Source organism: Paenibacillus sp. TSM33, assembly GCF_056099025.1.
The window spans coordinates 25,608-51,123 of record NZ_JBLZXB010000023.1 but is presented as its reverse complement, the minus strand read 5'-3'; the positions used below and the strand labels follow the sequence as shown (position 1 = coordinate 51,123).

Sequence of the window (25,516 nt, the reverse complement as noted above, 5' to 3'; positions counted from 1 at the left end):
GGGGAGAGACAGCATGAATACGGCGGCAGTAGGAACACTTTACGGCGTAGGCGTGGGGCCGGGTGATCCCGAGCTGATCACAGTCAAGGCGTACCGGATGATTCAGGAATGTGAAGTTGTGGCATATCCGAAGAAGCGCCGGGGAGGCAAATCGTATGCTCACGAGATTGTAGAATTATACGTTAACCCGGAGGAAAAGGAGATGTTGGGACTCATTTTTCCAATGACCAAAGACCCGGTTGTACTGGAGCGGGAGTGGAACAAAACAGTGGTTGCTTGCTGGGAAGCTCTGAGTCAAGGAAAGGATGTAGCCTTTGTCACAGAGGGAGACCCTAATCTGTACAGTACCTTTATTCACTTGGCACGTCTGATGAAGGATCTTCATCCCGAGGTGCCGATTGTATCTATTCCAGGCATCTCTTCTGTATTGGGAGCAGCGGCAGCGCTGGAATTGCCTTTGGCAGACGGAGATCAGCAGGTTGGTATTATTCCGGCTACGGAGGATCGGGAAGCGATGAAACGAGCCATTGAGAATCACGATACGGTCGTGTTTATCAAGGTTGCCAAGGTACTGGATTTGATTTTGGATGTGCTGGACGAACTCAATCTTGGGGATCGTGCATCGGTCATTACCAAGGTCACTTCTCCTTATGAAATGGTATGGCGCAACGCTCGTGAGCTGCGCGGACAGGAGCTTGAATATTTGAGTTTAATGGTGGTGAGCAAATGACGTTGGAGCCAAAAGTATATATCGTAGGGGCAGGCCCTGGTGACCCGGAGTTAATTACGGTCAAAGGCTCCCGAATTCTACGCACGGCAGATGTGGTGTTGTATACGGATTCACTTGTGAACGACGAACTGATTGCTACAGCCAAGCCGGAAGCGCAGGTACTGCAAAGCTCAGGCATGGATCTGGAACGGCAGGTCGAGATTATGAGCGAGGCTGTGCAGGCTGGGCGCAGTGTAGCCCGTGTACATACAGGTGATCCGGCAGTATACGGTGCGATTTTGGAGCAAATGGTGCTGCTGAAGCAGCGCGGAGTAGCCTACGAAATTGTACCTGGCGTCAGCTCAGTTTTTGCTTCTGCGGCCGTGCTGGGTGCAGAGCTAACCGTGCCTGACTTGACGCAGACGGTCATTCTGACACGTGCCGAAGGCCGTACACCTGTACCGGATCGGGAAAAGCTGCGTGATCTGGCATCCCACCACTGTACAGTTGCCCTGTTCCTCAGTGCAACGCTAGCGAAGAAGGTGGTCGTTGAGTTTCTGGCGGCCGGCTGGAGCGAGGACACGCCTGTAGCCGTTGTGCAGCGCGCAACTTGGCCAGACCAAAAGATTGTGCGCACGACGCTTGCCCAATTACCAACCGATCTGCGCGCAGCGGGCATAACGATGCATGCCATGATTTTGGCAGGCTGGGCGCTCGACCCGGGGCTGGTGGACAAGGACGCACATCGTTCCAAGTTATATGACAAGTCGTTCACCCACGGCTACCGAAAGGGAGTGAAGCCTGGTGAGTAATCCATTTGCCGCTGTGGCGATCACGAAGCATGGAGTCGAGATGGTTCGCAATTTGGGAGCCAGCTTTCCGGGTACGGATGTGTATTACATGTCCAAGTTTGAGCGCGGTGACGAGCAGGAGCGTGGCATTCAGTTATTCGAAGGCTCGGTCAAGCTGATCTTGCCAGATTTGTTCAAACAATATAACGGTATTATTTTATTTATATCTCTCGGTGCGGTGGTTCGCATGATTGCACCGATTTTGGTGGATAAAAAGGTAGACCCGGCCGTGGTCGTCATTGATGATCGCGGAGAACATGTCATTAGCGTACTGTCTGGTCATTTGGGCGGCGCCAATGAATTGACCCGCCATGTAGCGGCTGTACTGGGTGCTCGTGCGGTAATCACGACTGCATCGGACGTGCAAGGCACGATTCCGGTGGACATGTTAGGGCGGGAATTGGGCTGGGTGGTCGATAGCTTCGACAAGGCCACGCCTGTGAGCGCCGCTGTTGTGAACGAGGAGCCCGTTGCACTCATCCAAGAGACAGGTGAACGGAACTGGTGGCGTTATGACAAGCCTGTACCTGCGCATATCAAGGTATATGCCTCGACGGCAGAAGCGTTACAAGAACCGTTCAACGCCGCGTTGGTTGTGAGTGACCGCTTGTTGGAGCCTGAGGAAGAGGAGAGGTTTCTTTCTAATGGCGTGTTATACCGTCCAAAAAGCTTGGTGCTTGGTATTGGCTGCAATCGGGGAACTGCATTGGAGGAGCTGGAGGCTGGTGTGCTGGACACCTTGCAAGAGCTGCGTTTGTCTGTCAAAAGCGTACGGAATATTGCCACTATTGATCTGAAAAAGGATGAAGAGGGCTTGCTGGCCCTTTGTGCCAAATACGGCTGGGAGCTGGTGACGTACACTCCGTCAGAGCTAAACACGGTGCAGCTCCCCAATCCATCAGAAACCGTCTTTAAATACACCGGCGCCTATGGGGTTAGTGAACCAGCGGCCCTGTTGTCCTCCGGTGCAGACCATTGGCTGCTGGAGAAGAAAAAAAGCGGCAATATGACGTTGTCTGTAGCACGGGTTTACTATGACTGACGGCATGAAGCAGGCTGTACAGCCAGATTCGTCCGCCGCAGCACGCAGAAGTCGAATTGTTGTTGCCGGCACGGGCAGCGGTGCGGGCAAAACGACCGTCACTCTCGGACTGATGAAGGCGTTCGCCGATAGCGGCTTGCGAGTGCAGGGATTTAAGTGCGGTCCGGATTATATTGATCCGACCTATCATACGGCCGCGACTGGAACGCCTTCCCGTAATCTCGATTCCTGGATGACCTCACCGGATACGGTGCGTGAAATCTTTATCCGCGCATCCGAAGGTGCGGATATCTCCGTGATTGAAGGCGTCATGGGGCTGTATGACGGCAAGGACCCGCTCAGCAATATTGGCTCGACCGCCGAAATTGCCATGCTGACGGATAGCCCGGTATTGCTGGTCGTTGACGTGCGCAGTATGGCGCGCAGTGCGGCCGCTATTGTGCTCGGCTTTCAGCGCTTGGAGCCGAAGCTGCGCATTGTGGGCGTAATCGTGAATCGCTGCGGTAGCCAGGGGCATTACGGCATTGTCAAAAAGGCGATCGAGCAGGAGTGCGGCATTCCTGTGCTCGGCTGGTTAAAGCGCGATGACGGGCTGGACATTCCCGAGCGTCATCTGGGTCTGGTGCCTGCTGTAGAACGCGGCGAGCTGGAGCCGCTATTCCAACGGGCGGCAGAGCTCATCCGCGCAGGTACGGAGCTGGATGCACTGCGGGCATTGGCGGATTCGGCTCCGCCGCTCACCCTGTCCGAGCACCCACTATTTCCTCCAGATCGGCTTCCAACAGCAGGACATGAAGCCGAGACCGAGGAACGTCCCGTCATTGCTGTCGCCAGAGATGCGGCGTTCAATTTTTACTACCCGGAAAATATGGATTTGCTGCGCCAAGCGGGAGCAGAGATCGTCTATTTTAGTCCGCTGGCGGGAGAACGCGTCCCTGAATGCGCCAGCGGCCTTTATTTGGGCGGCGGTTTTCCTGAAGAGTTTGCGGCAGATATCGCTGCCAATACGGGCTTTCTGGAAGATATCCGCACCGCCGTGAGCCGGGATATGCCTGTATTCGCCGAGTGCGGTGGTTATATGGTACTGGCCCGGACACTTACGGATCGGGCGGGTCACGCCCATCACATGGCCGGGGTGATCCCTTCCGATGTTCGCATGCAGGAGAGGCGGGCTGCATTGGGATACCGGGAAGCAACCGCATTGCATGATTGTTTGCTGCTGGAGGCTGGAGAGACGATTCGTGGACATGAATTTCATTATTCGGTCATGAGCTATGATGAATCTGCAGCCCCCTATCCCTTTGCCTATCAAACTAAAGGGATGCGTGGACTTCAGAGCGAAGGTTATGCCAATGGAAACCTTTTGGCGGCCTATACACACATTCATCTCGCTTCTTTACCCAAGGCAGCAGCACGCTGGGTTGAAAAATGCCGAGCTTACCACTAAAACACAAAACAGCCGGGTCCCTATAAGGGTCCGGCTATTCTAAATATAAAGAGAATTAAATCTTACATAACATGGAAGCGTATACATTGTTTTTTGGACGATTCGCCTACATGAGCTTTTTCAGTTGGGAAATCCTCCCCTGACTCACGCCAAGCATGGAAGCGAGTTGTTTTTGTGAAGATGCCGGATGTTCTTCCATAAGCTCTCTCATTTTCTCCAAAATAACATCCGTGCGCTGATAAATCTTTTTCATATGCATGTTTTGCTTCAGTGGAGGTGACTGGGTTTCAGTCGCTGTGACCGGAAGTAAATCTTCCGTTTTCATCGAGGTGGCACATGCATCGCAGATAAACTGATCTTTAAAATAGGTGTTGGTATCAACCGAACCGCAAAATATACAATTGGTTGATTTGTACTTACGGAGCATGAGTGTTTGGTCTTCAATAAAAAACTCTAATGGATCGCCGATGTCAATCTCCATCGTCATGCGCAACTCTTTAGGAAGCACAATTCGTCCCAAGCTGTCCAAGGGCCGGGTCATTCCAGTCCTTTTCATTCATGCAACCTCCCCAGTGTTTTAAGATTTATAGAATGTATAAGCTTTGAGGCAATTCTTATCAATTCTATAACCGCAAGCATAGATTTCTTACGAAAAGCGGCCCTTCATTGCTAATCATGCATGGACGCACTTTTTTTCTTACGAGTATACCATAAACGGGCGGAATCGCCAGCGTTCATGTTTATAAATTTATAATTAGTTTATTCCGAGCGAACATATATGCTATAATCTTCTGCTAAAGGATTTAATAGGCCGTCTGTAGAATTATTATATATGCCGTAGCTTGGACAACGATGGCGGTGTTATGGGAAATCAATGAGGGCCAAAGGGATTTTTCTGAACGTTTTGACCCCACAAACAAGAGACCGTTGGTACGGGACCCGCCTTTACAGTCCTTATATACAAGTCAGGCAAGGAGGATTTATGATGGAAAAAAGAAAAGCATTGCTGCTAGGAGATTATTCATATCCGGAGTTTCACCCGCTACAAGGGGTGGACGAAGAGATTAGTCATATTTTACAAGATTGGATGACGGTTCAATGCAGTGAGAATCGTAAAATGCTGCTCAAGGAAAATCTAGCCTCATTCGATCTATGCATCTCGTATTGTGATAGCCGTAAGGAGGTTCTGTCTCCTCAACAAACAGCAGGACTGCTGTCCTACGTCAGCGGCGGGGGTGGACTGCTTGTACTGCATAACGGAATCACATTGCAAGGACGTTATGAAATTGCACAGCTCATGGGAGCACGTTTCCTGCGACATCCGTCAGCGGAACAGCTTTCCTTCAAGGTAACAGAGCCGGATCATCCGATTATGGAAGGAATCGAGCCGTTCGAGATTCTAGAGGAGCCGTATCGTTTTGATTTTGATCCATTCACTGAAAAAACACTGTTGATGGAATACGAGTATGAAGGTCAGTGGTGGCCGGCTGCATGGTCATTGTCCTATGGCTTGGGCAGAGTCGTCTACCTGATGCCTGGACATAATCAGCCAAGTTTCCAGCACGAGGGATACCGTAAGCTGCTGCTTCAGGCTGCTAAGTGGGCTGGACGCTTTCCGGGTTAAATATATCATTCCACTCATTAGGGAGAGGGGGCTGCGAGCTTTATGCGGCTCCCCTTTTCAGGTTATACTATAGGTAATCACAGGTAGGGGAGGATATATTATGAGCGATTTGTTCAAAAAAGCCATCTCATTGGGGTGGGGCCTCACCGTTGTCAGCAAAGAAAAGGTGGAGAAAGCCGTCGAGGATCTTGTAAACCGTGGAGAACTTGCGCCCTCAGAATCCAAAGCGCTGGTCGATCGTCTGATCGAGCGGGGGGCAGAGGAACAGGGACAATTCAAAACCATGATCCGCGAGCAGGTTAGCCGCATTTTGCAGGAGCTGGAAGTACCTACCGAAAATGATGTCACAAGTTTGGAGCAGCGTGTGGCATTGTTGGAAAAAAAGGTAGCGGAGCTGGAAAAAGAAAAGGCGGCGCTTACGGGTTCGAGTGACGCTGAAGAAGCGAACCGGTTGGATTAAAATGGCCGTTCGTATGAAGCACGCCGGTCGTTACCGGGAAATTGCCATGGCGCTGGCGCGTCATGGCTTTGGTTATATGGTGGAAGAAATGGGACTGTTCCAGCTGCTATCCCTGCCGCGCAAGTGGCTGACGAGAGAAACCCCCGAGTCCAAAACGCTGGGTGAACGGATTCGGCTTGTGCTGGAGGACCTGGGGCCTGCATTCATCAAGCTTGGACAGTTGGCAAGCACACGTGCTGACCTGCTGCCAGAGCCTATTATTCGCGAGCTGGTTAAGCTTCAGGATCAGGTACCGCCTTTTTCGCCTGAAACAGCGCGTGGCATTCTGGAACAGGAGCTGGATACGTCATTAGAGAACATACTGGTTCGTTTTGACGATGATCCGCTGGCGGCGGCTTCGATCGGGCAAGTACACCTGGGCAAGCTACACAGCGGCGAGATGGTCGCCATTAAAATCCAGCGTCCAGGCGTTAATCGCATCATCCGGCGGGATTTGGACATTTTACGGGAACTGACCGCAATGGCAGCCAAGCGCTGGGAATGGGTGGAGCGTTATCAGCTTCGCCAGATGGTGGAAGAGCTGGGGAGATCGCTCATTCAGGAGCTGGATTACAACCATGAAGCCCGTAACACAGAGAAAATTGCGCTCCAATTTGAGCAGGACCCACATATCTATATTCCGAAAATATACTGGGATCATACTTCCTCACGTATACTGACCATGGAGTTTCTGGACGGAACTCACTTGGGGAGTCGTGAAGAGTTATTACGCTGTGGTTATAACTTGAAAGAACTGGCGCAGCGGCTGGTCAACAGCATGCTGCATCAAATTTTTATAGAGGGATTTTTTCATGCCGATCCCCATCCGGGCAATTTGCTCGTCCTGAAAAATGGAAGTCTCGCCTACTTGGACTTTGGCATGGCGGGTAGGCTGAGCGAAGAGATGAAGAATCATCTCGCTTCCCTCATGATCGCCCTGATGCGCAAAAATACCGATGCCATGGTGCGGGCCATCGAACGACTGGGGCTGGTCGAGCCGGATGCCGACCTGAATGCACTGCGAGCCGATCTGGACAAAATACGTGAAGATTACGCGGACGTTCCTTTTTCACAGGTCAGCATTGGCGATGCTTTGAACGACCTGTTTGGCGCAGCACAGCGCCATCGGATTGGTTTGCCATCGGATGTCCTGCTGCTTGGCAAGACGCTGCTGACACTGGAAGGGGTCGTAGAGCATTTGGACCCCGATCTCAGTATTATTGCTTTGGCCGAGCCTTTTGGCAACAAACTGCTAAAGGAACGCTTCAGCAGTCGCCGTATTCGGGGCAAGCTGTTGGGTGGTGCGACCGAGCTGGTAGAGACGCTGATGGAACTGCCGAGACAGACGAGGCATCTGACCTCAATTATCAGCAAGGGCAAGCTAAAACTGGAAGTTACCGTACCAGAGCTGGAACAGCTTTTGCGCAAGCTGGATCAGATCAGCAATCGCCTGTCATTCAGTATTGTGCTGTTAGCGTTCAGCATCATTATGGTCGGACTGATTATCGGTTCATCACTAAATCATCAGGCGACCATGCTGTGGAACGTACCTGCGATTGAAATTGGTTTTGTTGTAGCTCTCTTAATGGTTGCTTTTTTACTGTATTCTATTTTTAAATCAGGAAGATTCTAGATACCGACTACAAAGGAGGCATCATGGACACTCATAAGAGGAAAATAGCCTCAATGAATACTCTTGAAATTACAGATGTACCGTGGCACCGCCTGACAACTCCTTATGGTAGGGGCACGGACTTGCCGCATTTGATATCCAATGGGGAGTATGCAGCCATCGCTGATCTGATAGAGCATCAAGGTACATTGTGGCAAGTTACCCCATGGGCGCTACTATTCTTATTGCGGAATATGTATGGGAGAAGGCCGGAGGATATCACGCTGAGTGAGTTGGATTTGTACCATACGGTTGTTCAAGCATTGGATATGGAAAATCTACAAGCGGACTCACAGGAGTCTGTAGAATCCTTGACTATGCTGCTAGAAGAGAAATATTTGTGGCCAGCATACCGCGACCCAGAAGAAGACGAACTGGAGTGGGAAGAGGAAGAAGCACGCGGCTATGATCCGGTGGCCTTTTGGAGCTATTATGACTATAGCTGTCGGTTACTAAAGCAAGCGCTCCCTGATTTTGAGAGCTTGCTCCAGCACTCTGCGGACTCTGAGATTGCTGAATCCCTATCGGAGCTAGTGCAGAAATTGCGAAAATTTTAAATATAAGAAAACGAATCAGATAAAGAAAACGGGCGGTTTTTGAAGTAAATAGATGTTTTCTTTCTGTAAACAGCCTTTTAACTCATTCGTCTCTGCGAATCCCTTGCGTTATAATGATGGACTGGATGTAACGGAACGGGTTCGTTTGAGAGAGACGAGCTGAATGATAGGAGAGCCTTGGCGATTGACCGCTGGACGGATGCCCAAAGCAAGATCGGGTTGCAGGTCAAGATGCTGTTCTCTGTGAATATAGGAGGCTGGAACGAAACAGTATGAATCTTAGACAACAATGGTTCGGTAATATCCGGGCTGATATACTTGCGGGCATGACTGTGGCGCTGGCGCTGATTCCAGAGGCGATTGCCTTCTCCATCATTGCGGGTGTCAATCCCATGGTCGGACTATATGCCTCCATCTCGATGGCTATTGTCATTTCTTTTGCAGGCGGACGTCCGGCGATGATCTCGGCAGCAACCGGGGCTGTAGCTGTACTGGTCGTTGGTTTGGTCAAGGATTATGGCGTGGAGTATTTATTTGCAGCTACTATTTTGGCTGGAATCATTCAGGTACTGCTGGGTATTTTGAAAATAGGTCGCTTTATAAGCTTTATTTCGCAGCCGGTCATGACCGGGTTTGTGAATGCGCTGGCGATCCTTGTCTTTATGGCGCAACTCACCCACTTTCATGGAGCGAATTGGATCATGTACGCGATGGTAGCGGGGACACTGCTCATTGTGTATATTTTACCGAGATTTGTGAAAAGCATTCCCGCTCCATTGACAGCAATCATCATTATGACGATCATTACGTATGTGTTTGGGCTGAATGTCAAAACGGTAGGAGATATCGGTACGTTAACCAGCTCACTGCCTTCATTCCATTTGCCGCAAGTTGAGTGGTCGTGGCACACGTTGCGGATTTTGCTGCCGTATTCCTTTACGATGGCGCTAGTTGGACTGCTGGAGTCACTGCTGACAGCCAGTATTTTGGATGAAATGACCGAAACGAAAAGCAATAAAAACCGGGAAGCCCGTGGGCAAGGGATTGCCAACTTTGTAAATGGCTTTTTTGGGGGTATGGGTGGCTGTGCCATGATCGGACAATCCGTCATTAATGTAAGCTCAGGCGGAAGAGGACGTCTGTCCACTTTCACGGCTGGGGTGTTCTTGGCTTTTCTGCTGCTTGTGCTTGGCGGTGTTGTAAAGCAAGTGCCCATGGGCGCATTGGTGGGTGTTATGTTCATGGTGTGTATCGGAACCGTGGATTGGAAATCGCTCCGAAACATCACCAAGGTTCCCAAAGCAGATACGTTTATTATGGTGGTTACGGTCATCATCGTGGTGGCTACGCACGATTTGTCCAAGGGCGTGATCGTAGGCGTACTGTTGAGTGCCCTGCATTTTGGCTGGAAAATGGCTAAAATTCGTATCAGTGCGACTGAGGATCAGGAAGCAAAGGTGTACCATGTCAGAGGGCCGATGTTTTTCGCCTCAACGACTCATTTTGTCGATCATTTTGAACCTTCGGATGATCCTGAGCGCGTTGTAGTGGACTTTAGCCATTCACATGTGTGGGATCACTCGGCGGTTACTGCGATTGGCAAGGTGCTGCAAAAATACAGAAACGCAGGTAAATCTATTACCTTACAAGGGTTAAATGAGGAAAGTCGTTTAATTGTAGAAAAGCTGGGCAGTCCTGTAGTTACAGAGCCGATCGTGTGATGAATCGTATAGCATAAAGCAAAGCCTGAAATGGAATTCATCCATTTTGGGCTTTTTTTCATTTATTTCTGAAATGAGATAACGGTTTTCTTTCTAAATCATAGATAAATATGACAAATTTTCATCAAAGTATTGACGTGGTAATTGGGCAGGAATACAATCATTGTTATTAAGCATAGCAAATACATAGGAATAATTGAAAATTGAAAGGTATGTACATATGAATTTAGACTGGGAGTTTATTGTAGAAAGCTTGCCGCTATATGGAGAAGCCATGTGGCTGACGTTGAAGATTGCCTTTTTTGCTATTCTGTTTTCACTAGTCGTCGGTTTGCTGTGCAGCATAGTGCTGTACTACAGGGTGAAAGGAATTAGCGGAATCATTGTAGCCTATATCGAGCTTTCCCGAAATACGCCGCTGCTTGTGCAGTTATATTTTCTGTACTACGGGTTTACCAAAATAGGTCTGCATATGAGCGAAATGACATGTGCCATTGTGGGGATGACCTTTTTGGGCGGGGGCTATATGGCTGAAGCGTTCCGTGGTGGAATCGAAGCTGTGAGTAAAACCCAAACGGAATCCGGGCTGAGTCTCGGACTGTCCAAGATACAACTGGCGAGATATGTTATTTTGCCGCAGGCATTTGCCATCAGTATTCCGTCTTTGGGAGCCAATGCAATCTTTCTGCTCAAGGAGACTTCCATTGTGGGTGCCATTGCTTTACTAGATCTGATGAATGTGGCAAAGGACCTGATCGGTATGTACTACAAAACGACAGAATCGTTGATTCTGCTGGTATTGGCATATCTCGTTCTGCTTTTACCTTTGTCGATGCTGCTGACGTGGGTGGAAAGGAAGGTGCGATATGCTGAGTTCGGGGATTAATGTGCTTTTTGAGGGTTCGAATTTTGAGCGTCTGTTAGGGGGATTGCTCGTTACGCTGGAGATTGCATTACTCTCCATTATTATCGGTACGCTGCTAGGCATTTTGATGGGACTGCTCCGCACTTTACAATCAAGACCTATTCGATTTGTGCTGAGATTCTATTTGGAGACATTCCGCATTATTCCGATTTTAGTGTGGTTATATGTCGTGTATTTTGGATTTACGCCTTTGCTGAATGTGAATATCAGCGGGGAACTAACGGCCGTTATCGTATTCAGTCTGTGGGGAGCAGCCGAGATTGGTGATATCGTACGTGGTGCGCTGGAATCACTGCCTAAGCATCAGGTGGAATCCGGGCAGGCATTGGGGCTAACCTATTGGCAATTATACCGTCATGTGCTCATTCCCCAAGCGGTGCGCCGAATGCTTCCGGGTTCTATTAATCTGGCGACACGGATGATCAAAACCACGTCACTCGTGGTACTGATCGGTGTAGTGGAAGTGGTCAAGGTTGGACAGCAGATTATTGAGCTAGGTGTAATCAAAGCGCCTTCGGCATCCTTTTGGGTGTATGGCTTTATTTTTATATTGTATTTTCTTGTATGCTATCCGTTATCCAGACTTTCCAAAAGATTTGAACGCAGATGGCAAAATTAGCAGGATGGGGTGGTGTCATGGAAGAGGCTGTGGAGGTTTTATTGGAAATTCGAGGGCTGGACAAAAGCTTCGGCGACCGAAAAGTGTTGCAGCAAATTAGTCTGGACGTAAGGAAAGGGGAAGTCGTGGTCATTCTCGGTCCTTCGGGATGTGGAAAAAGCACGCTTCTTCGGTGCCTCAATGGTCTGGAGCCAGTCCAGGGCGGAGATATCCGTTATAGAGGACAGGATCTGACGGATACAAAAGTGAATTGGCGTGAGGTGCGGCAGCATATCGGAATGGTGTTCCAAAACTATGAGCTGTTTCCGCATATGACCGTCTTGGAAAATATATTGCTTGGCCCGCTTAAAGTTCAGCGGCGAAATAAGCAGGAGGTGCTTGCGCAAGCGGAGCAGCTATTGGAGCGAGTTGGTCTGCTGGACCGCAAGGATGCGTATCCGCGACAATTATCAGGCGGGCAAAAGCAGCGGATTGCGATTGTGCGCGCCCTGTGTATGAACCCTGAAATTATGCTTTTTGATGAAGTGACCGCATCCTTGGACCCGGAAATGGTCAGAGAGGTGCTGGATGTCATGCGAGAGCTGGCCCAACAGGGGATGACGATGATTATCGTGACGCATGAGATGGGGTTTGCCAAGTCGGTAGGAGATCGTATCGTTTTTATGGATCAAGGACAGATATGTGAAATGACTACACCACAGCAATTTTTTACCCAACCGGAAACAGAGCGTGCCCAGCACTTTCTGGATATATTTCAGTACGAAACGATATAAATAAGGGGATGAATACAGATGAGAAAAGGAATGAAGTTCACAACGTTATTACTGGCTTTGAGCTTGCTGATTGTCGGCTTGGCAGGATGTGCAGGGGCTGGCAATACCAACGGTAGTTCAGGCTCGGCTAAATTTGCTTCAATTGAGGACATTAAAAAGAATGGCAAGATTCGAATCGGTGTATTTGCGGATAAGCCGCCTTTTGGCTACGTAGATTCAGAAGGGAAAAATCAAGGCTTTGATGTGTATATTGCGAAACGGTTTGCCAAAGACCTCTTGGGCGACGAGTCGAAGGTGGAGTTCGTTCTGGTGGATGCCGCCAGCCGGGTTGCCTATTTGGAATCCAACAAGGTAGATATCATCATGGCTAACTTTACTGTGACCGATGAGCGTAAAGAAAAAGTCGATTTTGCTAACCCGTATATGAAATTATCCTTTGGCATTGTGTCACCCGACAGTGCTCCCATCACCACGATTGACCAATTGAAGGGTTCGGATCAAAAGCTGATTGTTGCCAAGGGAACTACGGCAGAGACCTATTTCACGAAAAATTATCCTGACATCAAGCTGCTCAAATTCGATCAATACACCGAAATTTTCTCGGCTCTCAAAGACAAACGCGGGGCCGCCATTGCTAACGATAATACAGAGCTGATAGCTTGGGCCAAGGCCAATCCCGGCTTTACCGTAAGCATTCCAGCCTTCGGTGGTCAAGATACGATTGCCCCTGCAGTAGCGAAGGGAAATAAGGAACTGTTGGATTGGATCAACAACGAACTGGCTACGTTGGGTAAAGAGAATTTTGTCCATCAAGCCTATAAGGACACACTGACCTCCGTTTACGGAGAAGGCTTTACGGATCAATTGGTTGTGGAGGGCGGCAAGGTTAATTAATCATCGTATAAGTTGCTATTAAGCATAAAGAAGCGTTGGGCTTGCTGTCCCGACGCTTCTTTCATATTGGGAAAAGGGGGGATTTACAACTACTTAATCAAGATACATAATCCCCAAAAGCTCTTGCATGCTCGGAGATTTCATTATATAATTTTAAATGATTATGATTCTCATTATCATTTAAGGCTTTAGGCGCAGACTCCCAATATGAGCCTAAGTGAATAGGATGGTGTTTTACACATGGCTAAAACGGATGTAGCTACTGCCAGAAGACAGCTTAGCAGTCCGAACAAGGTAACGCGCAGACGGGCTTTAAGAACGATCAAAGCTGCGAAGCGCGCGAAGTAACAAGCTTCAAGTTAACTGCAAATGGCAATACCGTGTCAAATTTTTCAGTCTCCTCGTTTTGATATTGCAACTGCCTTCCTGATGGTGGTACACAGGAAGGCAGGTGCCTTTTTTTATTTCTTTTGTGCAAACAGCCATTCAATCATATCCTGATTTTGTAAAGCCGGAACCCAGGAGAAGTGTCCTGTAGGTTTGATAATCCCTGCTTCGTATTCAGTGAAGTGAATGAGGTTTCCGTTCTGTGCTTTGATAGCAGCAACCATTTCTTCTGAGTTCTTAGGACTTACTGTCGTATCGTCCGCCGCATGGAAGGCCCAAATAGGAACGTTCTTCAATACTTCAACGTGTGCAGGCTCAACAGGGGCATACATGTTAACAGCCTTTTCATAGTTGGTCAGACCGGCAATCGGTACGCCTGCAGCGAACAGATCAAGATTCTTTTCTAACAATCTCCATGTACCCATAGCTCCTTGAGAAATACCTACGATATAGATGCGGCTGGTGTCGATCGGATATTTCAAGGCCGTTTCACGTACCAAATCGGCAACAGCGCTGTTGCGTGGTTCATCTGCCCAAATAAATTTATGCTCCAAGTCAATTGGGCTTTGAGGAGCGATGACGAAGGATGGGTGTTTGGCTTGCTGCTCAGGGGAAGCCCAAGTGACAGCACCAGCATTTGCTAACAGGTTGACTCCATTTCCATCACCACGTTCGCCGTTTCCGTGTAGGAATACAACCAATGGATAGGTTTTGCCAGGCTCTACTTTAGGTTCAAATGTAAAGTAGTTCAGTTTGAAGCCATCTTTATTTTCAAAGGTGTTTTTTTGGAAATCGTCTACAATGGGTGTCACTTTATCGGTTGCTTTTACAGTCTGTGTAGAAGCTGGAATGACTGTTTTCTTTGAAGTTGCAATATCTTTCTTTTGACTAATGTAATAGTTCAATGGATTGATGCGGTTGACTGCGCTTGTCGAATCGTAAGTAAGAGTGCTTGCATTTTTGTCCTGTGTATCCAGCTCGATCACGACATATTTGCCATGAGTACTGCGGTTGGTGATGGCACCAGTATCATTGGTGTATACACCAGTCACAGTTCTGTCTGCGTACACATCATTAAGCACAGATTGAACCTGAAAACTGGAAGTGGACAGGGATGATCCGTCAATATTGGTGCTGTATTTCAGTACAACGGCAGTAACAACCTCACCCAGAGGCTGTACTTGAGTAAGCAGGGTAGCCTGTGGTGCTGGAACATCGGCTGCTGCCGCGGTAGAGCTGGAGGATGGATAAAAGATCGTAAGCAGGAGCACGAAAGATAGTAGAACAAGGGCGAAACGTCTTTTTTGCATAAGATAATCTCCTTTGGCGTTTTTTTAAAGCGCTTACTATATGCTCAGGATGCTTGACTGTATGCAGTGGAACCCATACAAATCAAAAAAAGGCAAACTCCGGGCACACAAGTGTACACGGGTTTTGCCTTTTCAGTAACAATCCCAATTGAAGGATAGCATCCTCATTGGAATCTGACAAGTGAAAGCGCTACAATTTTGGATGTTTTTATAAAAAATTTTCCTTCTCAACCGGGATGCGGTATTGTATAATCTCCTTAACTTAACACTGTTAACTTATATAACGATGTTAACAAGGGAGATGAAATCATGAACCAATATGATGTTATTGTCATTGGTGCCGGGCTGGGTGGTTTGTCTTGTGCAGCCAGACTTTCTGCGTTGGGTTACCGGACAGCTGTGTTTGAAAGTCATACTTTGGCTGGCGGCTTTGCTACTGAATTCACACGAAAGGGATATACCTTTGATGTCTCCTTGCACGGCGTCGGCGGACTCGAAGAAGGCAGCTTCGGTCGGATGTTAAAGGACTGCCATGTGGACCAGCAAATCGTTCCTCTCCGTAAAAAGCACCCTTACTCCATTCGCTGGGATGGGCAGATCATTGATATCCCATCTGATGTGCAGGAGTATGTGCAACTCCTCAAAGGCATGTTTCCTGCTGAGGTAGCAGCCATTGACAAGCTATTCGCGGGCATTCGCCGTTTTGAGACAGGCTTTTCTGCTTTTTCTTCCCTTACTTCCTGGCGTAAGCTGGCGGGTCTGCTTAAAGCAGGCACCTTCTTCCGCTGGACGAAAATGACCACCTGGGAGGCTGTAAGTCAGTTTGGCTTGTCTGACCAATTCACGGAGTTTTTCACCGCACTCTGGCCCTATTATGGGCTGCCCCCGAAGCGGTTGGCGGCTTTGTACTTTTTTATTCCCTGGATCGGCTATCATCTGGAGGGGACGTACTACATTCAGGGAGGTGCACAGGCCTTGTCCAATGCGCTGGTCGAAGCTATTCAATCAGTTGGAGGAGAAGTTCACCTGCGCAGTCAGGTGTCTGAAATTATACTTGAACGCGGTAAAGCAGCTGGTGTACGTCTGAAAAAAGGGGATGTATATAAAGCCAACTGGGTTGTGTCTGGGATCAGTCCTCATCATACCTATGGCCGTCTGCTGGAGAGTCACAATGCCGCCCGTCGCGAGCTGGAGGCTGTAACCAGACTGGAAACTGGCACGTCTCTCACTCAGCTGTACCTAGGGCTATCATGCGAGCCTCATGAGCTTGGAATCACCGAAGAAGACTTAATCCTGTATAACGAGCCGGATTCGGAGACGGATTATGAAGTCATGATGAGCGGCGAGTATACGAAAGGCAACTGGATGCTCACAAATTATAACGCCATGGATCCTACACTCAATGAAGCGGGAAAGGGTGTCATCGCTGTTACGTTTTTGGACAGATTGGAGAACTGGCCTAGCGCACGTCCCGAATATAAAGCCAAAAAAGAAGCAGTAAAACAGCAGATACTGGAATGTCTTGAACAGTTATATCCTGGTTTTAGCAGCAAGGTCGTGGTGGCAGAGTTGGGCACACCACGCACCATGCAGCGGTATACTGCTAATCCCGGCGGAGCCGTTTATGGTTACGCGCAAACGGTGAGGCAGTCCGGCATAAACAGACTGAAGCGCAAATCAGTAGTGAACCGTCTGTCATTGGTAGGGGCCTGGACACAGCCTGGGGGCGGGTTTCAAGGAGTTATGAACTCGGGTATAATGGAAGCTGATCGTATCGCCGCCAAATTGGGAAAGGCAGAAAGGGCAAGTACATCTATTCATGAAACATATCAAACGCCGAGAACGTGAAAGCAGTGAGATTCGCCGCAAAATCATTGAGGCAGCCCGCTCCCTCTTTTTGAACCAAGGGTATGCTGAAGTCTCCATGCGTAAAATTGCGGATCAGATCGAATATTCACCAACGACTATTTATCATTATTTCTCCAATAAGGAAGCGGTTGTTCGTGAACTGCTGTTAGAAGGGAATGCTTTGTTCCTGAAGGCTCTTCAGCAGCGCGTGGATGAAGCACAGGCAGCCGGACTGAACGCTCTGGACACACTGAAAACAGTGTCCGATGCTTATGTCCGTTTTGGCATGGCTAATCCCGAATACTACAACATCCTGTTTATCAGCAACCTTGAATCTGTAAGCTCGGTTACCCTTATAGACAGTGGGAGTTTTAAAGGATTTGAGTTGCTTGAGGGCGGACTCAAAGCCGCTATGGAGGAAGGCTGCATCATTCAAGGAGATGAGCGCCTGATGGCTAGATCCGTATGGAGTATGCTGCACGGATTGACTTCTTTGCTCCTGAATTTTGAACCTCCTATGGCCAAAGCAAATAATGAATTGATTTCATTTACTATAGATACTTTTTTTCGAGGATTAAGCCGCTGATGCAGCGGCTCATTTTTTATCCTCACACCCCATACATGCAAGTTTTCATACGTCAATTCCAGTGTTAACGAAGTTCCAAATGTGAAAGTTGCTCAAGCACAGCTTCAATGCGACGTTTATCTTTTTTGAGCATCACAAGTTGTAAAGAAGCATGAAGCAGATTTGAGATGCTAGCCCAAGCGTCTGCTTCTAGAGTGGGCAGAAGATTGCGCTGAATCATGATATCCAGGGCCTCGGTTGCAATTTTCTGATGAAGCTCGCTACCGGATAGCCATTCAATCACCTGCTCAGCTGTAGGACGTGAGTAGGCGAAAAGTACTGCCCAGCCATCGATCGGATGATTGACCTTATTCCGCATCCAGTCAATGACCTGTGGTGAATGAAAATGCTGTAACTGCCCGCTAACGGTGTATCCTTCTAATTTGCCATCCTTCGCCGCATGCTGTATTAGATCATTGTAAACTTTTGTAAGACCTTCCTGCTCGGGCAGGCAGTGGGCGGATAGATAGGCACGTGTCGAGACGAATGCGGCCCTAGCATGTGTGTTATTTGAATCGGAAGGTCTCCATGCTTGCACGGTATCCGTGTCCGGCTCCCATAAGGAGCGAACCCAATCGGCAGCCCCAATTCCTGCGGTCTCGCCAACAAAAAATGCCCATGTAGCGAATTGGGCCGGGTTACGCTGAATGCGCTGTTCCCAGGCAAGAAAAATATCCTTTGGATCATAGGCCTGAAAAGCCTGCAGTACAGCAGGATGATCTACGCCATGCATGGTGGTGTAGTGGATCAGAGTCTCCAACGACCGGGTATCCTCCAGCTTCATCGTGCAGAATATGTCCAACCAGCGTTGCCACAGCTGCAGTGACGGGCTGTTTAGCTGAATACCATGCTCGTCTAACACGTTAGACCAGTCCCACAGCCATAGCCCGTGCAAGGTAAGCATGGTTTCTATATAGGCAGGTAGATTTTCCGCAAGCAGCGTGAATTGGTCCAACTCATGCTCATAACAGAATACCGCTGGCTCTGTTGCGGATGTCGCCCTATCAAGCAGGATCGGATCACCAGCACCGTTATAGTTCAAAATGAGAAATCGTTGTTCGTCCGCTGCTGAGTCGGTGTTTTCTCCATAGGATGTAAAATAGCTTATATACTCATGATTCCAGCCAAATTCTCCTGTAATATCGTCAAGGATATTCGGTTTTTGTTCAAGGTCATGACTGCCTTCATATGAACACTCCAGTTCATTGGCTACAACACAGTGTTGAGGGAGGCCCCATAGCAAATGTAAGCTGCCACACCGCTTTAATAATTCGGACAGGGAGGCAGGCAAAGTTACCTGTAGCCGCTCCTCCAGTTCAGTCAGTTCCTCATCGGAAATCCCCTTCGTGCATTGGTATACCACGTCTGGCATCCCACCTTGTCTCAGACGATCGGCGATCTGTTCCAGCTTTTCTAAGGTTTGTGCAAAATGTACTGTCATTCGTATTCGTCCTCCTTTTACTCTACAACCCGGCAATGTCCTTTTTGCAAGAATGATAGAATTTCATCATGAAGTGCTATCGCTTTGGGTTCATACACGATTGCCACTTCACGTCCATATGCATAGTTGAAACGCACGTATCCGCCAAGAGGCTGGAGAAAAGCCATGCAGATATGTTCGTTTTCAATCCATAGATTTGAGTCAAAATGCTGTTTAAACCGCTGAGCCAATACTTGTATGGATGACGGAGCTATGTCCGCGATTTGATCGACTGGATTGGCTGGAGTGTAAGCTTTTGCTGTATCCGCAGGACTAAATAGTAGGAATGTCGCGGTTCTGTCCAGAATGACAGGTTCGAAATAACGGGGGAATGGCTCTATTTTTCCGAATTCATCCCGTAGTATATGCTCCAGTGTATTTGTAAATGGGAGTCGAACATCTAGTGGTTTCATAGTAATAAACTCCGAATGTCGCGGTAGCCAAAGCAAGCCTTCGACCTGAGGGTGCAACGCCAGAAAATCGCCATCTATGGAGTTGCCGATGACCACGCACTCGCCCAGCTGTTGCGTGGTGATTGGACAGTTATCATCATGCGTCCACAGTTCGTAATCCGCATAGGATTGCAAAAGTTGAGGATCGGGCTGTTCAATTACCAGCAGGCCGCAATAGGTGCCTGGCCCGTATTGGGTGAGAAATGAAGCATAGGGAGTTGGTAAAGTTATGCCATAGGTATGTTCGAAATTTGCCAGTTCATTGGCAGCCACTGGCGTGTGGTGTGTGGAAACCCAATACATGTACAATACACCTGCTTTCCGGCACTCTATCTATGGGGATGGAGTCCAAATGTAAAAGAAAGATATGCTATAATCAGGAAATAAAATAGTTAAATATTAGTCTATCTCAATTATGTAAGAACTACAATTTGTGAGGGGAAGAAAGGGGAACACATCGTATGACATCGGGGGTACAGGCCTACATAGATCCAATTTTCGAGGAGATTGACCAGAGATACGCTTCTGAGCAAAAGCGCATCGCGGAATTCCGGACCAAAAGTGTTCTTCACGAGGGGATTCATGACTATTTAAAAGTTACCTGTAAGAGGGACGGATTATGGGTGGATACCTATGAACCTTTTGATTGGGATCATCGTAGACCAGACGTGGAAATTCCTGGTCTTACGGAGGGAGTCACCCCCCAACAGGTGCAGGATGAATGGATGCCTATGTTAAGGGAAAAGATAGAGGCGCTATTTAAATCGGAAGAATTCAGTTCTATGCTCTTTTGTTATCGGCTAGATTTTCATCTGGAAGTGATCTTGGAGAATAGGGCCAGTCATTTTACATTCTCGCTGTTGAACGAAGATAAACGGCAGCACCTGTTAGCCTCGATCGAACAGTTTGTAGAGCAGAAGCTAGACCCTGCTAGTAAAGCTATACCAAAGGAAGAGGACGATTTTTTCTTCATAAGGCACTTGCTTGATCCTCATTTGTACCCTATAGACGCCCAGCGGGTGAATGAGCTATTGAATCGAATGGATGCAAAAGTGCAGGTCAGCCGCAAGCGAGAAGAAGCATGGAGGCATCAGCTGAGCAGAGGCTTAATGCATTGGGCTGAAGATGAATTTTTGGCCAAGTATACAGATCAGGAAAAAAAATACGGGCTTGATTATACGGTGAGACCCGATATTCTTCCTTCAGATATTCCCGCCCCGGTTATGGAGATGTTCCTGTTGACCGCGATGCGCGTGGGTCTGACTGATGCCGATGCACGGCAGAAGTATTTGGAGATTGCTGCACAACTGGGTTCAGAGCAGGCTGTTCAGTGGCTTAAGAGTGGTTCAGGCAGCATTCCAGCGGCATATACAAGCGAGCGGGTCGCCTGCCAAGCGAATGATATTTTGCAAACACTGGAGGTTCAGATTCGTTCTGAGGAAGAAGGGAGCTATAGAGAGGCACTCGTATATCTATGTGATATATTACGGAAGGGCTTTACTAAGGAGTATGGGATGAAGTTCAAAAGCAAAGTGAAAAACTATCTACCCGTACCCAAGTTGGCTAAATCCGCGTTGCATCGTTTCTTCGCCAATGCACTTGAATACCCTTCGCTGTATCCGTTGCTGGCTGAATATGCCGAGACTGTGATGGAAGAATTCAAGTGGTACAACGATGTCGAGCCGGGAGAGAAGTCAGCGATGCCGGGAACCTATGCAGTGATGGGATTAGGACTTAAAGGAACAGAGTATTTTTCGTTGGTGAATCGTTATATGAAGCTGGTGGACAGTGAGCATCAGTCGGTGCAGGACGGTTACGCTGCTGTATTTGCTGAGGCACATGGACTAACACCGGATACGATCCCTGTTTGGACGAGGATTCTTCTGGCAGGTAATGATTCTGCCAAACCACTAAAATCGGCGGGCATTGAAAGTGCAGAGCAGGCACAGGCGTTAGTGGATGTGCTTCTACAGCTGAAGGATTACGAACAAGAGATGATCATTTATCGTATATGGGGTGGCGAGAAGAAACTGAAAAACAGCCTGAGGCAGGCTGCTCCTGAGATAAAAGAGATACTGGAGCCGCTTATTCCATAAGAGGCATCGTATCATGATAATATAACGCAGTCCCTGTGCGATGCGATGAATATCCGGCTCGCTTCTACTGCGGTGCAGCACTTCAATAACATTCTGTACAGCCGCTATCTCTACCCAAGATTGCACGTGATGATCTGGCAGACGGCCTGGATCAGTGCTTCTATGCTGTCAAAATTTTGTATATTCATATTTGGGATGCTCTCTTTTAGACGCTTGTTTATGCTGCAGCTTTTGTAATATTTTTAAGATGGCTTGGCGATTTTTAGCATCTTTTATGTACTTGGGAATGGAATGGGAAGCCGTACGCATCATGCCGGATGTGGGTTTTTCACGCAACTCGGCAGAGATATAGGAGAGCAGGTAATTCAGGTGTATCCGGTTAAGAGCCCAGACCGGTTTCCCCCGATAGTATTCAAGGAAGTACAGTTGGAGCTGGAAGATAGGGTCTTTTCCATTTTGGATCACGTCCGTATGCCATTCACGTGACTGCATGCGATGCACCGCAACCTGATTACTTGTCTCACAGTGCGGACAGTCTATATTTGTATTTTTGTGAGTAACCGTTCGGTCATCATGAATTTCGATATTAAAATATCGCTCGCAATGGCTGCATACACCGCGTGCATAGAATTTATACGATTCTGGCTGCTGAAATGTGTAGTAACAATGAGAGCAGCGAACAACGTAATAACAGTCTTCTTTGGATTTGGAAATAAAAGCTTGCCCCTGACATCGAGGACAGTGGACAGCTACTTGTTCTCCTCTCCGGATTACGGCGGCAAAGTCATATTTATATCCATATTCATCTTTGAAGCGTTTTTGCTCCATGTTCGTTCCTCCTTTTCAAAAAGATCGTAAAAACGTACTTTTTATATATCATATGTTATAATATTCCTTAACAACAGAATAGCTTAGATGGGCAGTCGGCTAGTCTCCTGTGAAGGAGGTGAGGGTCCTGATTCTTTCCTTCCATAAAAAGAAATAGACCGCCCTCGACAAAGGCAAACGGTCTATTTCAATGATCATCCTTTGACACGGCTACCGCCCTTAAAAGCGGCTGTTGCCAAAAAGTGAGGATGTTGACGCATCTTCACTCTTTTTTAGAATATACATCTTATTCCCATTTTAACACTTGAAAAGGGCCTTTTCAATGTGCCGATGGGTGAAAAGGTGAACAGGGATGCGCAGAAGGAGAGGGCGAGCATGGGCATTTTTACAGGACTACAACGTTCGCAGTTTCAGGCTTATTATGATGAGGCTTTTCTAGTAGAGCATCGTTTTAAAAATGGCAGGGGCTTCCCGCTTTCTTATATCGATTATGTCAAAACTCTTGGCTACGGACGGTTATGCGGCGTATGGAACATCCATATTCCTCTCGGGGATCACCCGGATTCATGGCTTTATCGTTACCATGGCTGGCGGATCTGGTTTGATGATGTACTGGAATCAGAGGAGGTTTTACAAGAAGCGGCGCTGGAGCCAGATGGTTTCCCGGAACTATTGGAGCATGCGGTTCCCTTCGCTTCCAGTGGAGAGGATGATCTGCTGATCTGGGACGTTCAATCGCCTGATGAGCGGGGGGAATTCCCAATCTATGCTTTGAATCTGCGCACATGGGGCAACTTTCGGTATGCAGCCCCGGATTTGTATAGCTTCGTCGAAGCGCTGCTGGATGGGGAACGTGTAAAGTCAGTTTTGGGAACACATCGTACACCATTCCCTTATACATTTGAACCCTTTTAGATCGTTAAAGAGCCACCCTGGTTTTCGAACTCTAAGGTGGCTCTTTGCGTTGCTATTCTTCTAGTTTTTATGCTTGGGCTAAATATTGCTGTACTAGCTCATATCCAGCCACGCCCATTACAGTGTATTGATTATATTCTTCCAGTTCCAGATTGCGTATATATTCATCCCCGCAATACAGATGGCCCGCACAATTAAAAAGTTTTAGCTGCTGTTGCTCCTCGGATAGAGGGCGATGATCAATAATGGGCCATACTCCCTTCGTCAGATTTTGGGTAGCGGTGAATATAACCTCAAATCGACCCCGGTAAGCTGTGAAGGAGAGATAGGTGGTTTCGTCCTCGTACGTTTGATTCTGGCCTATGGATAGAACACCAAAGGAGAACGCCTTTTTGAATCGACCATATAGCGCGCAGATCACCTGACATACCGCAAAGCGGCCGTCATGCATGGGGATAACAAAAATATCGCCTTCCTGATGTTTGGTTCTCTTGAATCTCATCGTCAGGCCAGCTCTTCTTGAATGATCTCTGTTTTTAGACCTTTAGCGCTGGTAATGGTAATGCTGATCGCATCAAAGCCATTTCGCTTTACCTCTTCAAAATCACATCGTTCGCCGCTGATCAGCTCCAGCTGCCCGTTCTCATCCACATCATCCGCAAACTCGTCATCCCAATCAACATTATAAAAAGCAGTCACGGTCACCTCAAAGGTATCTTCACCATCATCGTCCAGATAAGGTAGCAGGGGAGTGCGATTGTTCTGCTGTTCTTGCGTATATACTTCACACAGCAGTGCATCGTAACCATGGCGGGTTCCATCAAAAATCACGATCTGCTCACCTGTGACTGCATCTTCTGCAATAATGAGCTGGGGTGCAAACTCCGTTACAGCGATCAGCTCGTCCATGAACTCTCCATAATAAAAAATGTAGAATTTCGTATTTCCAGCCTGTGAACGGAGCTTACCTGTCCATTCTTGCTCAACCCATGCCTCTGGGTTTTCGGGCACAACCCAACCATCCAGATAAGCGGGTCCTAATTTAGCATGATGTGTTTCTGTCATCCGTAGCGCCTTCCTCTCTTTTCGTTCATTATGTCATGGACAAGGTAACAATTTTGTTGTCCTCATCAACATCTACCTTCACATTCACTCCCAGCTTATCCTTGAACAGTTTACTGATATTGATATAGTCATCCTTCACTGCACTACTTGATCTACCAGTGGTGCGAGTCATCCCAGCGGTGATGATGGAGCGAACATATGTTTTGTCAAGCTTGGCTTCAGGATTGTAAGTATAAATAACCTGCTCCTGTTGATTGTAATAATGGGTTAACTCCGTATAGTCGTTGGCGTTCTCATACTGTTTTTCCTCACGCACATAATCGGGATGGTCCATGGTGTAGTGGATTCCCCCGTCCAGAAAAGGATTTTCTTTGGAGGGTTTGAGTTCATACTGTCCATAGGCTAGTTGAAACAGATATTCTATGCCTGAGCCCTCTGCTTGATAGTAGAGCTGACGATGGTCCCCTTTTTTATCTATCGCGGTATAGCTGCTGATTAAAGGCCAGGCATCATACTTTTTACCTTTTACCTCAAGGGCAACTTTGTAATGGACGAGCACCTTTTCATTTTGGAATAACCCAAAGCTGCTCATAATGAAATAGGCAGGCACACATATAATTCCGATAATCAATATGAATATAAATATTCTTACACGCATGAGTAGAGTGATTCTCCTTTGGTTGTCGATGATGTGGACAGCTCACGCTTCGCAGATGCGCCGAATTCCTCATGTTGCAATAATTGCTTCAGCGCATGTTGTGCAAAAGGGTGGGTTTTATGTGCGTTAAGCAGTGCAAAAGCGCCCCCTTGACTAAGATATATGTATCACTTTGGATTAAGTCCAAAGCTAAACGTAGCTCTGCTTCTGAACAAGGCATCCAAGCCAATGTTTGTAAAGCAGCGTTTCGTACATCATCATCTTCATCAGGCTTGGACAGTAGCTCGCGAATTCCTCGCATGATGGTCGGCTGCTGGCTCTGATCTGCATATAGTCCGATGACCTTCAGCGCTTCTATACGAAGCAGATCATCCGCAGATGATTGCTGCGCAAGCTGCAAAAGTAATGCGATGGTGTCCTCCACAGGCTGGGGATTTCTGTTAATTCGCGTAATGATACCAATCGATCTTCATACGATAGTGTAGGGAAAATAGATAAGAATGTCTTTCCTTCATCATC

General features: G+C 47.8%; 27 protein-coding genes. 18 read left to right on the top strand and 9 right to left on the bottom strand.

The window, feature by feature from the left end:
• Positions 1–13: 13 nt before the first annotated feature.
• From cobI to ACN6NF_RS23500, 4 genes are read left to right on the top strand one after another with little or no spacing between them, the layout of a single operon-like run.
• Complete coding sequence (cobI, locus tag ACN6NF_RS23515) at positions 14–730, top strand: precorrin-2 C(20)-methyltransferase (protein WP_474319869.1); 717 nt, start codon at positions 14–16, stop codon at positions 728–730.
• A complete protein-coding gene (gene cobM / locus ACN6NF_RS23510; RefSeq protein WP_474319867.1) occupies positions 727–1,521 on the top strand; it encodes a precorrin-4 C(11)-methyltransferase in 795 nt (264 codons plus the stop codon). The genes cobI and cobM overlap by 4 nt, the downstream gene beginning before the upstream one ends.
• Positions 1,514–2,602 carry a cobalt-precorrin 5A hydrolase gene (locus tag ACN6NF_RS23505; protein WP_474319866.1) on the top strand — a complete coding sequence of 363 codons (1,089 nt, stop codon included), beginning with the start codon at positions 1,514–1,516 and terminating at the stop codon, positions 2,600–2,602. Before cobM ends, ACN6NF_RS23505 begins: the two co-directional genes overlap by 8 nt.
• Complete coding sequence (locus ACN6NF_RS23500; protein WP_474319865.1) at positions 2,595–4,049, top strand: cobyrinate a,c-diamide synthase; 1,455 nt, start codon at positions 2,595–2,597, stop codon at positions 4,047–4,049. The genes ACN6NF_RS23505 and ACN6NF_RS23500 overlap by 8 nt, the downstream gene beginning before the upstream one ends.
• Before the next feature lie 106 nt (positions 4,050–4,155).
• Here ACN6NF_RS23500 and ACN6NF_RS23495 read toward each other — a convergent pair whose 3' ends face one another.
• The gene (locus tag ACN6NF_RS23495; protein WP_016822806.1) at positions 4,156–4,605 is read right to left on the bottom strand and encodes an AbrB/MazE/SpoVT family DNA-binding domain-containing protein; all 450 of its coding nucleotides are present in this window, start codon (positions 4,603–4,605) and stop codon (positions 4,156–4,158) included.
• Positions 4,606–5,034: 429 nt separating this feature from the next.
• Here ACN6NF_RS23495 and ACN6NF_RS23490 point away from each other — a divergent pair, with 429 nt between their 5' ends.
• The 10 genes from ACN6NF_RS23490 (at position 5,035) to ACN6NF_RS23445 (ending at position 13,681) form a co-directional block, all read left to right on the top strand.
• Positions 5,035–5,673, top strand: coding sequence for a ThuA domain-containing protein (locus ACN6NF_RS23490; protein WP_474319864.1), 639 nt, complete (start codon positions 5,035–5,037; stop codon positions 5,671–5,673).
• A gap of 100 nt (positions 5,674–5,773) precedes the next feature.
• Positions 5,774–6,133, top strand: a complete 360-nt coding sequence (locus ACN6NF_RS23485; protein ID WP_016822808.1) for a phasin family protein — start codon at positions 5,774–5,776, stop codon at positions 6,131–6,133.
• Position 6,134: 1 nt separating this feature from the next.
• On the top strand, positions 6,135–7,805 hold the full coding sequence (locus ACN6NF_RS23480; RefSeq protein ID WP_474320291.1) for an ABC1 kinase family protein: 1,671 nt from the start codon (positions 6,135–6,137) through the stop codon (positions 7,803–7,805).
• A gap of 23 nt (positions 7,806–7,828) precedes the next feature.
• Complete coding sequence (locus ACN6NF_RS23475; RefSeq protein ID WP_474319863.1) at positions 7,829–8,401, top strand: hypothetical protein; 573 nt, start codon at positions 7,829–7,831, stop codon at positions 8,399–8,401.
• Positions 8,402–8,673: 272 nt separating this feature from the next.
• The gene (locus ACN6NF_RS23470; RefSeq protein WP_474319861.1) at positions 8,674–10,122 is read left to right on the top strand and encodes a SulP family inorganic anion transporter; all 1,449 of its coding nucleotides are present in this window, start codon (positions 8,674–8,676) and stop codon (positions 10,120–10,122) included.
• 220 nt (positions 10,123–10,342) lie between these two features.
• A complete protein-coding gene (locus ACN6NF_RS23465; RefSeq protein ID WP_474319859.1) occupies positions 10,343–11,008 on the top strand; it encodes an amino acid ABC transporter permease in 666 nt (221 codons plus the stop codon).
• On the top strand, positions 10,989–11,666 hold the full coding sequence (locus ACN6NF_RS23460) for an amino acid ABC transporter permease (RefSeq protein ID WP_016822816.1): 678 nt from the start codon (positions 10,989–10,991) through the stop codon (positions 11,664–11,666). The genes ACN6NF_RS23465 and ACN6NF_RS23460 overlap by 20 nt, the downstream gene beginning before the upstream one ends.
• A 17-nt stretch (positions 11,667–11,683) precedes the next feature.
• Positions 11,684–12,439: an amino acid ABC transporter ATP-binding protein gene (locus tag ACN6NF_RS23455; protein ID WP_474320290.1), complete on the top strand. Its 756-nt coding sequence runs from the start codon at positions 11,684–11,686 to the stop codon at positions 12,437–12,439.
• Positions 12,440–12,457: 18 nt separating this feature from the next.
• Positions 12,458–13,333, top strand: coding sequence for a cysteine ABC transporter substrate-binding protein (locus ACN6NF_RS23450; RefSeq protein WP_017428606.1), 876 nt, complete (start codon positions 12,458–12,460; stop codon positions 13,331–13,333).
• Positions 13,334–13,573: 240 nt separating this feature from the next.
• The gene (locus tag ACN6NF_RS23445) at positions 13,574–13,681 is read left to right on the top strand and encodes a putative metal homeostasis protein (protein WP_016822819.1); all 108 of its coding nucleotides are present in this window, start codon (positions 13,574–13,576) and stop codon (positions 13,679–13,681) included.
• A 113-nt stretch (positions 13,682–13,794) separates the two neighbouring features.
• Here the strand turns inward: ACN6NF_RS23445 and ACN6NF_RS23440 are convergent, their stop codons facing one another.
• Positions 13,795–15,030: a peptidase gene (locus ACN6NF_RS23440; protein ID WP_474319858.1), complete on the bottom strand. Its 1,236-nt coding sequence runs from the start codon at positions 15,028–15,030 to the stop codon at positions 13,795–13,797.
• A gap of 309 nt (positions 15,031–15,339) precedes the next feature.
• Here ACN6NF_RS23440 and ACN6NF_RS23435 point away from each other — a divergent pair, with 309 nt between their 5' ends.
• Both ACN6NF_RS23435 and ACN6NF_RS23430 read left to right on the top strand, forming a co-directional pair.
• Positions 15,340–16,878, top strand: coding sequence for a phytoene desaturase family protein (locus ACN6NF_RS23435; RefSeq protein ID WP_474319857.1), 1,539 nt, complete (start codon positions 15,340–15,342; stop codon positions 16,876–16,878).
• Positions 16,850–17,464, top strand: coding sequence for a TetR/AcrR family transcriptional regulator (locus ACN6NF_RS23430; RefSeq protein WP_474319855.1), 615 nt, complete (start codon positions 16,850–16,852; stop codon positions 17,462–17,464). The genes ACN6NF_RS23435 and ACN6NF_RS23430 overlap by 29 nt, the downstream gene beginning before the upstream one ends.
• 64 nt (positions 17,465–17,528) lie before the next feature.
• On the opposite strand, the gene ACN6NF_RS23425 is transcribed toward ACN6NF_RS23430, so the two are convergent.
• Positions 17,529–18,944 (bottom strand): SMI1/KNR4 family protein, encoded by a 1,416-nt coding sequence (locus ACN6NF_RS23425; RefSeq protein ID WP_474319853.1) that lies wholly within the window; start codon positions 18,942–18,944, stop codon positions 17,529–17,531.
• Between the two features lie 17 nt (positions 18,945–18,961).
• Positions 18,962–19,738: an SMI1/KNR4 family protein gene (locus ACN6NF_RS23420; protein WP_474319852.1), complete on the bottom strand. Its 777-nt coding sequence runs from the start codon at positions 19,736–19,738 to the stop codon at positions 18,962–18,964.
• 158 nt (positions 19,739–19,896) lie between these two features.
• On the opposite strand from ACN6NF_RS23420, the gene ACN6NF_RS23415 reads away from it, so the two are divergent.
• Complete coding sequence (locus ACN6NF_RS23415; protein ID WP_474319850.1) at positions 19,897–21,531, top strand: DUF6138 family protein; 1,635 nt, start codon at positions 19,897–19,899, stop codon at positions 21,529–21,531.
• A 168-nt stretch (positions 21,532–21,699) separates the two neighbouring features.
• On the opposite strand, the gene ACN6NF_RS23410 is transcribed toward ACN6NF_RS23415, so the two are convergent.
• Positions 21,700–22,359, bottom strand: coding sequence for a hypothetical protein (locus tag ACN6NF_RS23410; protein ID WP_474319849.1), 660 nt, complete (start codon positions 22,357–22,359; stop codon positions 21,700–21,702).
• A gap of 375 nt (positions 22,360–22,734) precedes the next feature.
• Here ACN6NF_RS23410 and ACN6NF_RS23405 point away from each other — a divergent pair, with 375 nt between their 5' ends.
• Positions 22,735–23,274 (top strand): SMI1/KNR4 family protein, encoded by a 540-nt coding sequence (locus ACN6NF_RS23405; RefSeq protein ID WP_474319848.1) that lies wholly within the window; start codon positions 22,735–22,737, stop codon positions 23,272–23,274.
• Positions 23,275–23,341: 67 nt separating this feature from the next.
• Here the strand turns inward: ACN6NF_RS23405 and ACN6NF_RS23400 are convergent, their stop codons facing one another.
• From ACN6NF_RS23400 to ACN6NF_RS23385, 4 genes are all read right to left on the bottom strand, one after another.
• Complete coding sequence (locus tag ACN6NF_RS23400; protein WP_474319846.1) at positions 23,342–23,776, bottom strand: immunity 26/phosphotriesterase HocA family protein; 435 nt, start codon at positions 23,774–23,776, stop codon at positions 23,342–23,344.
• Between the two features lie 2 nt (positions 23,777–23,778).
• The gene (locus tag ACN6NF_RS23395) at positions 23,779–24,339 is read right to left on the bottom strand and encodes a hypothetical protein (RefSeq protein ID WP_474319844.1); all 561 of its coding nucleotides are present in this window, start codon (positions 24,337–24,339) and stop codon (positions 23,779–23,781) included.
• Between the two features lie 28 nt (positions 24,340–24,367).
• Complete coding sequence (locus ACN6NF_RS23390; RefSeq protein ID WP_474319843.1) at positions 24,368–24,997, bottom strand: hypothetical protein; 630 nt, start codon at positions 24,995–24,997, stop codon at positions 24,368–24,370.
• Between the two features lie 88 nt (positions 24,998–25,085).
• Positions 25,086–25,421, bottom strand: coding sequence for a HEAT repeat domain-containing protein (locus ACN6NF_RS23385; RefSeq protein ID WP_474319842.1), 336 nt, complete (start codon positions 25,419–25,421; stop codon positions 25,086–25,088).
• Between the last annotated feature and the right edge of the window lie 95 nt (positions 25,422–25,516).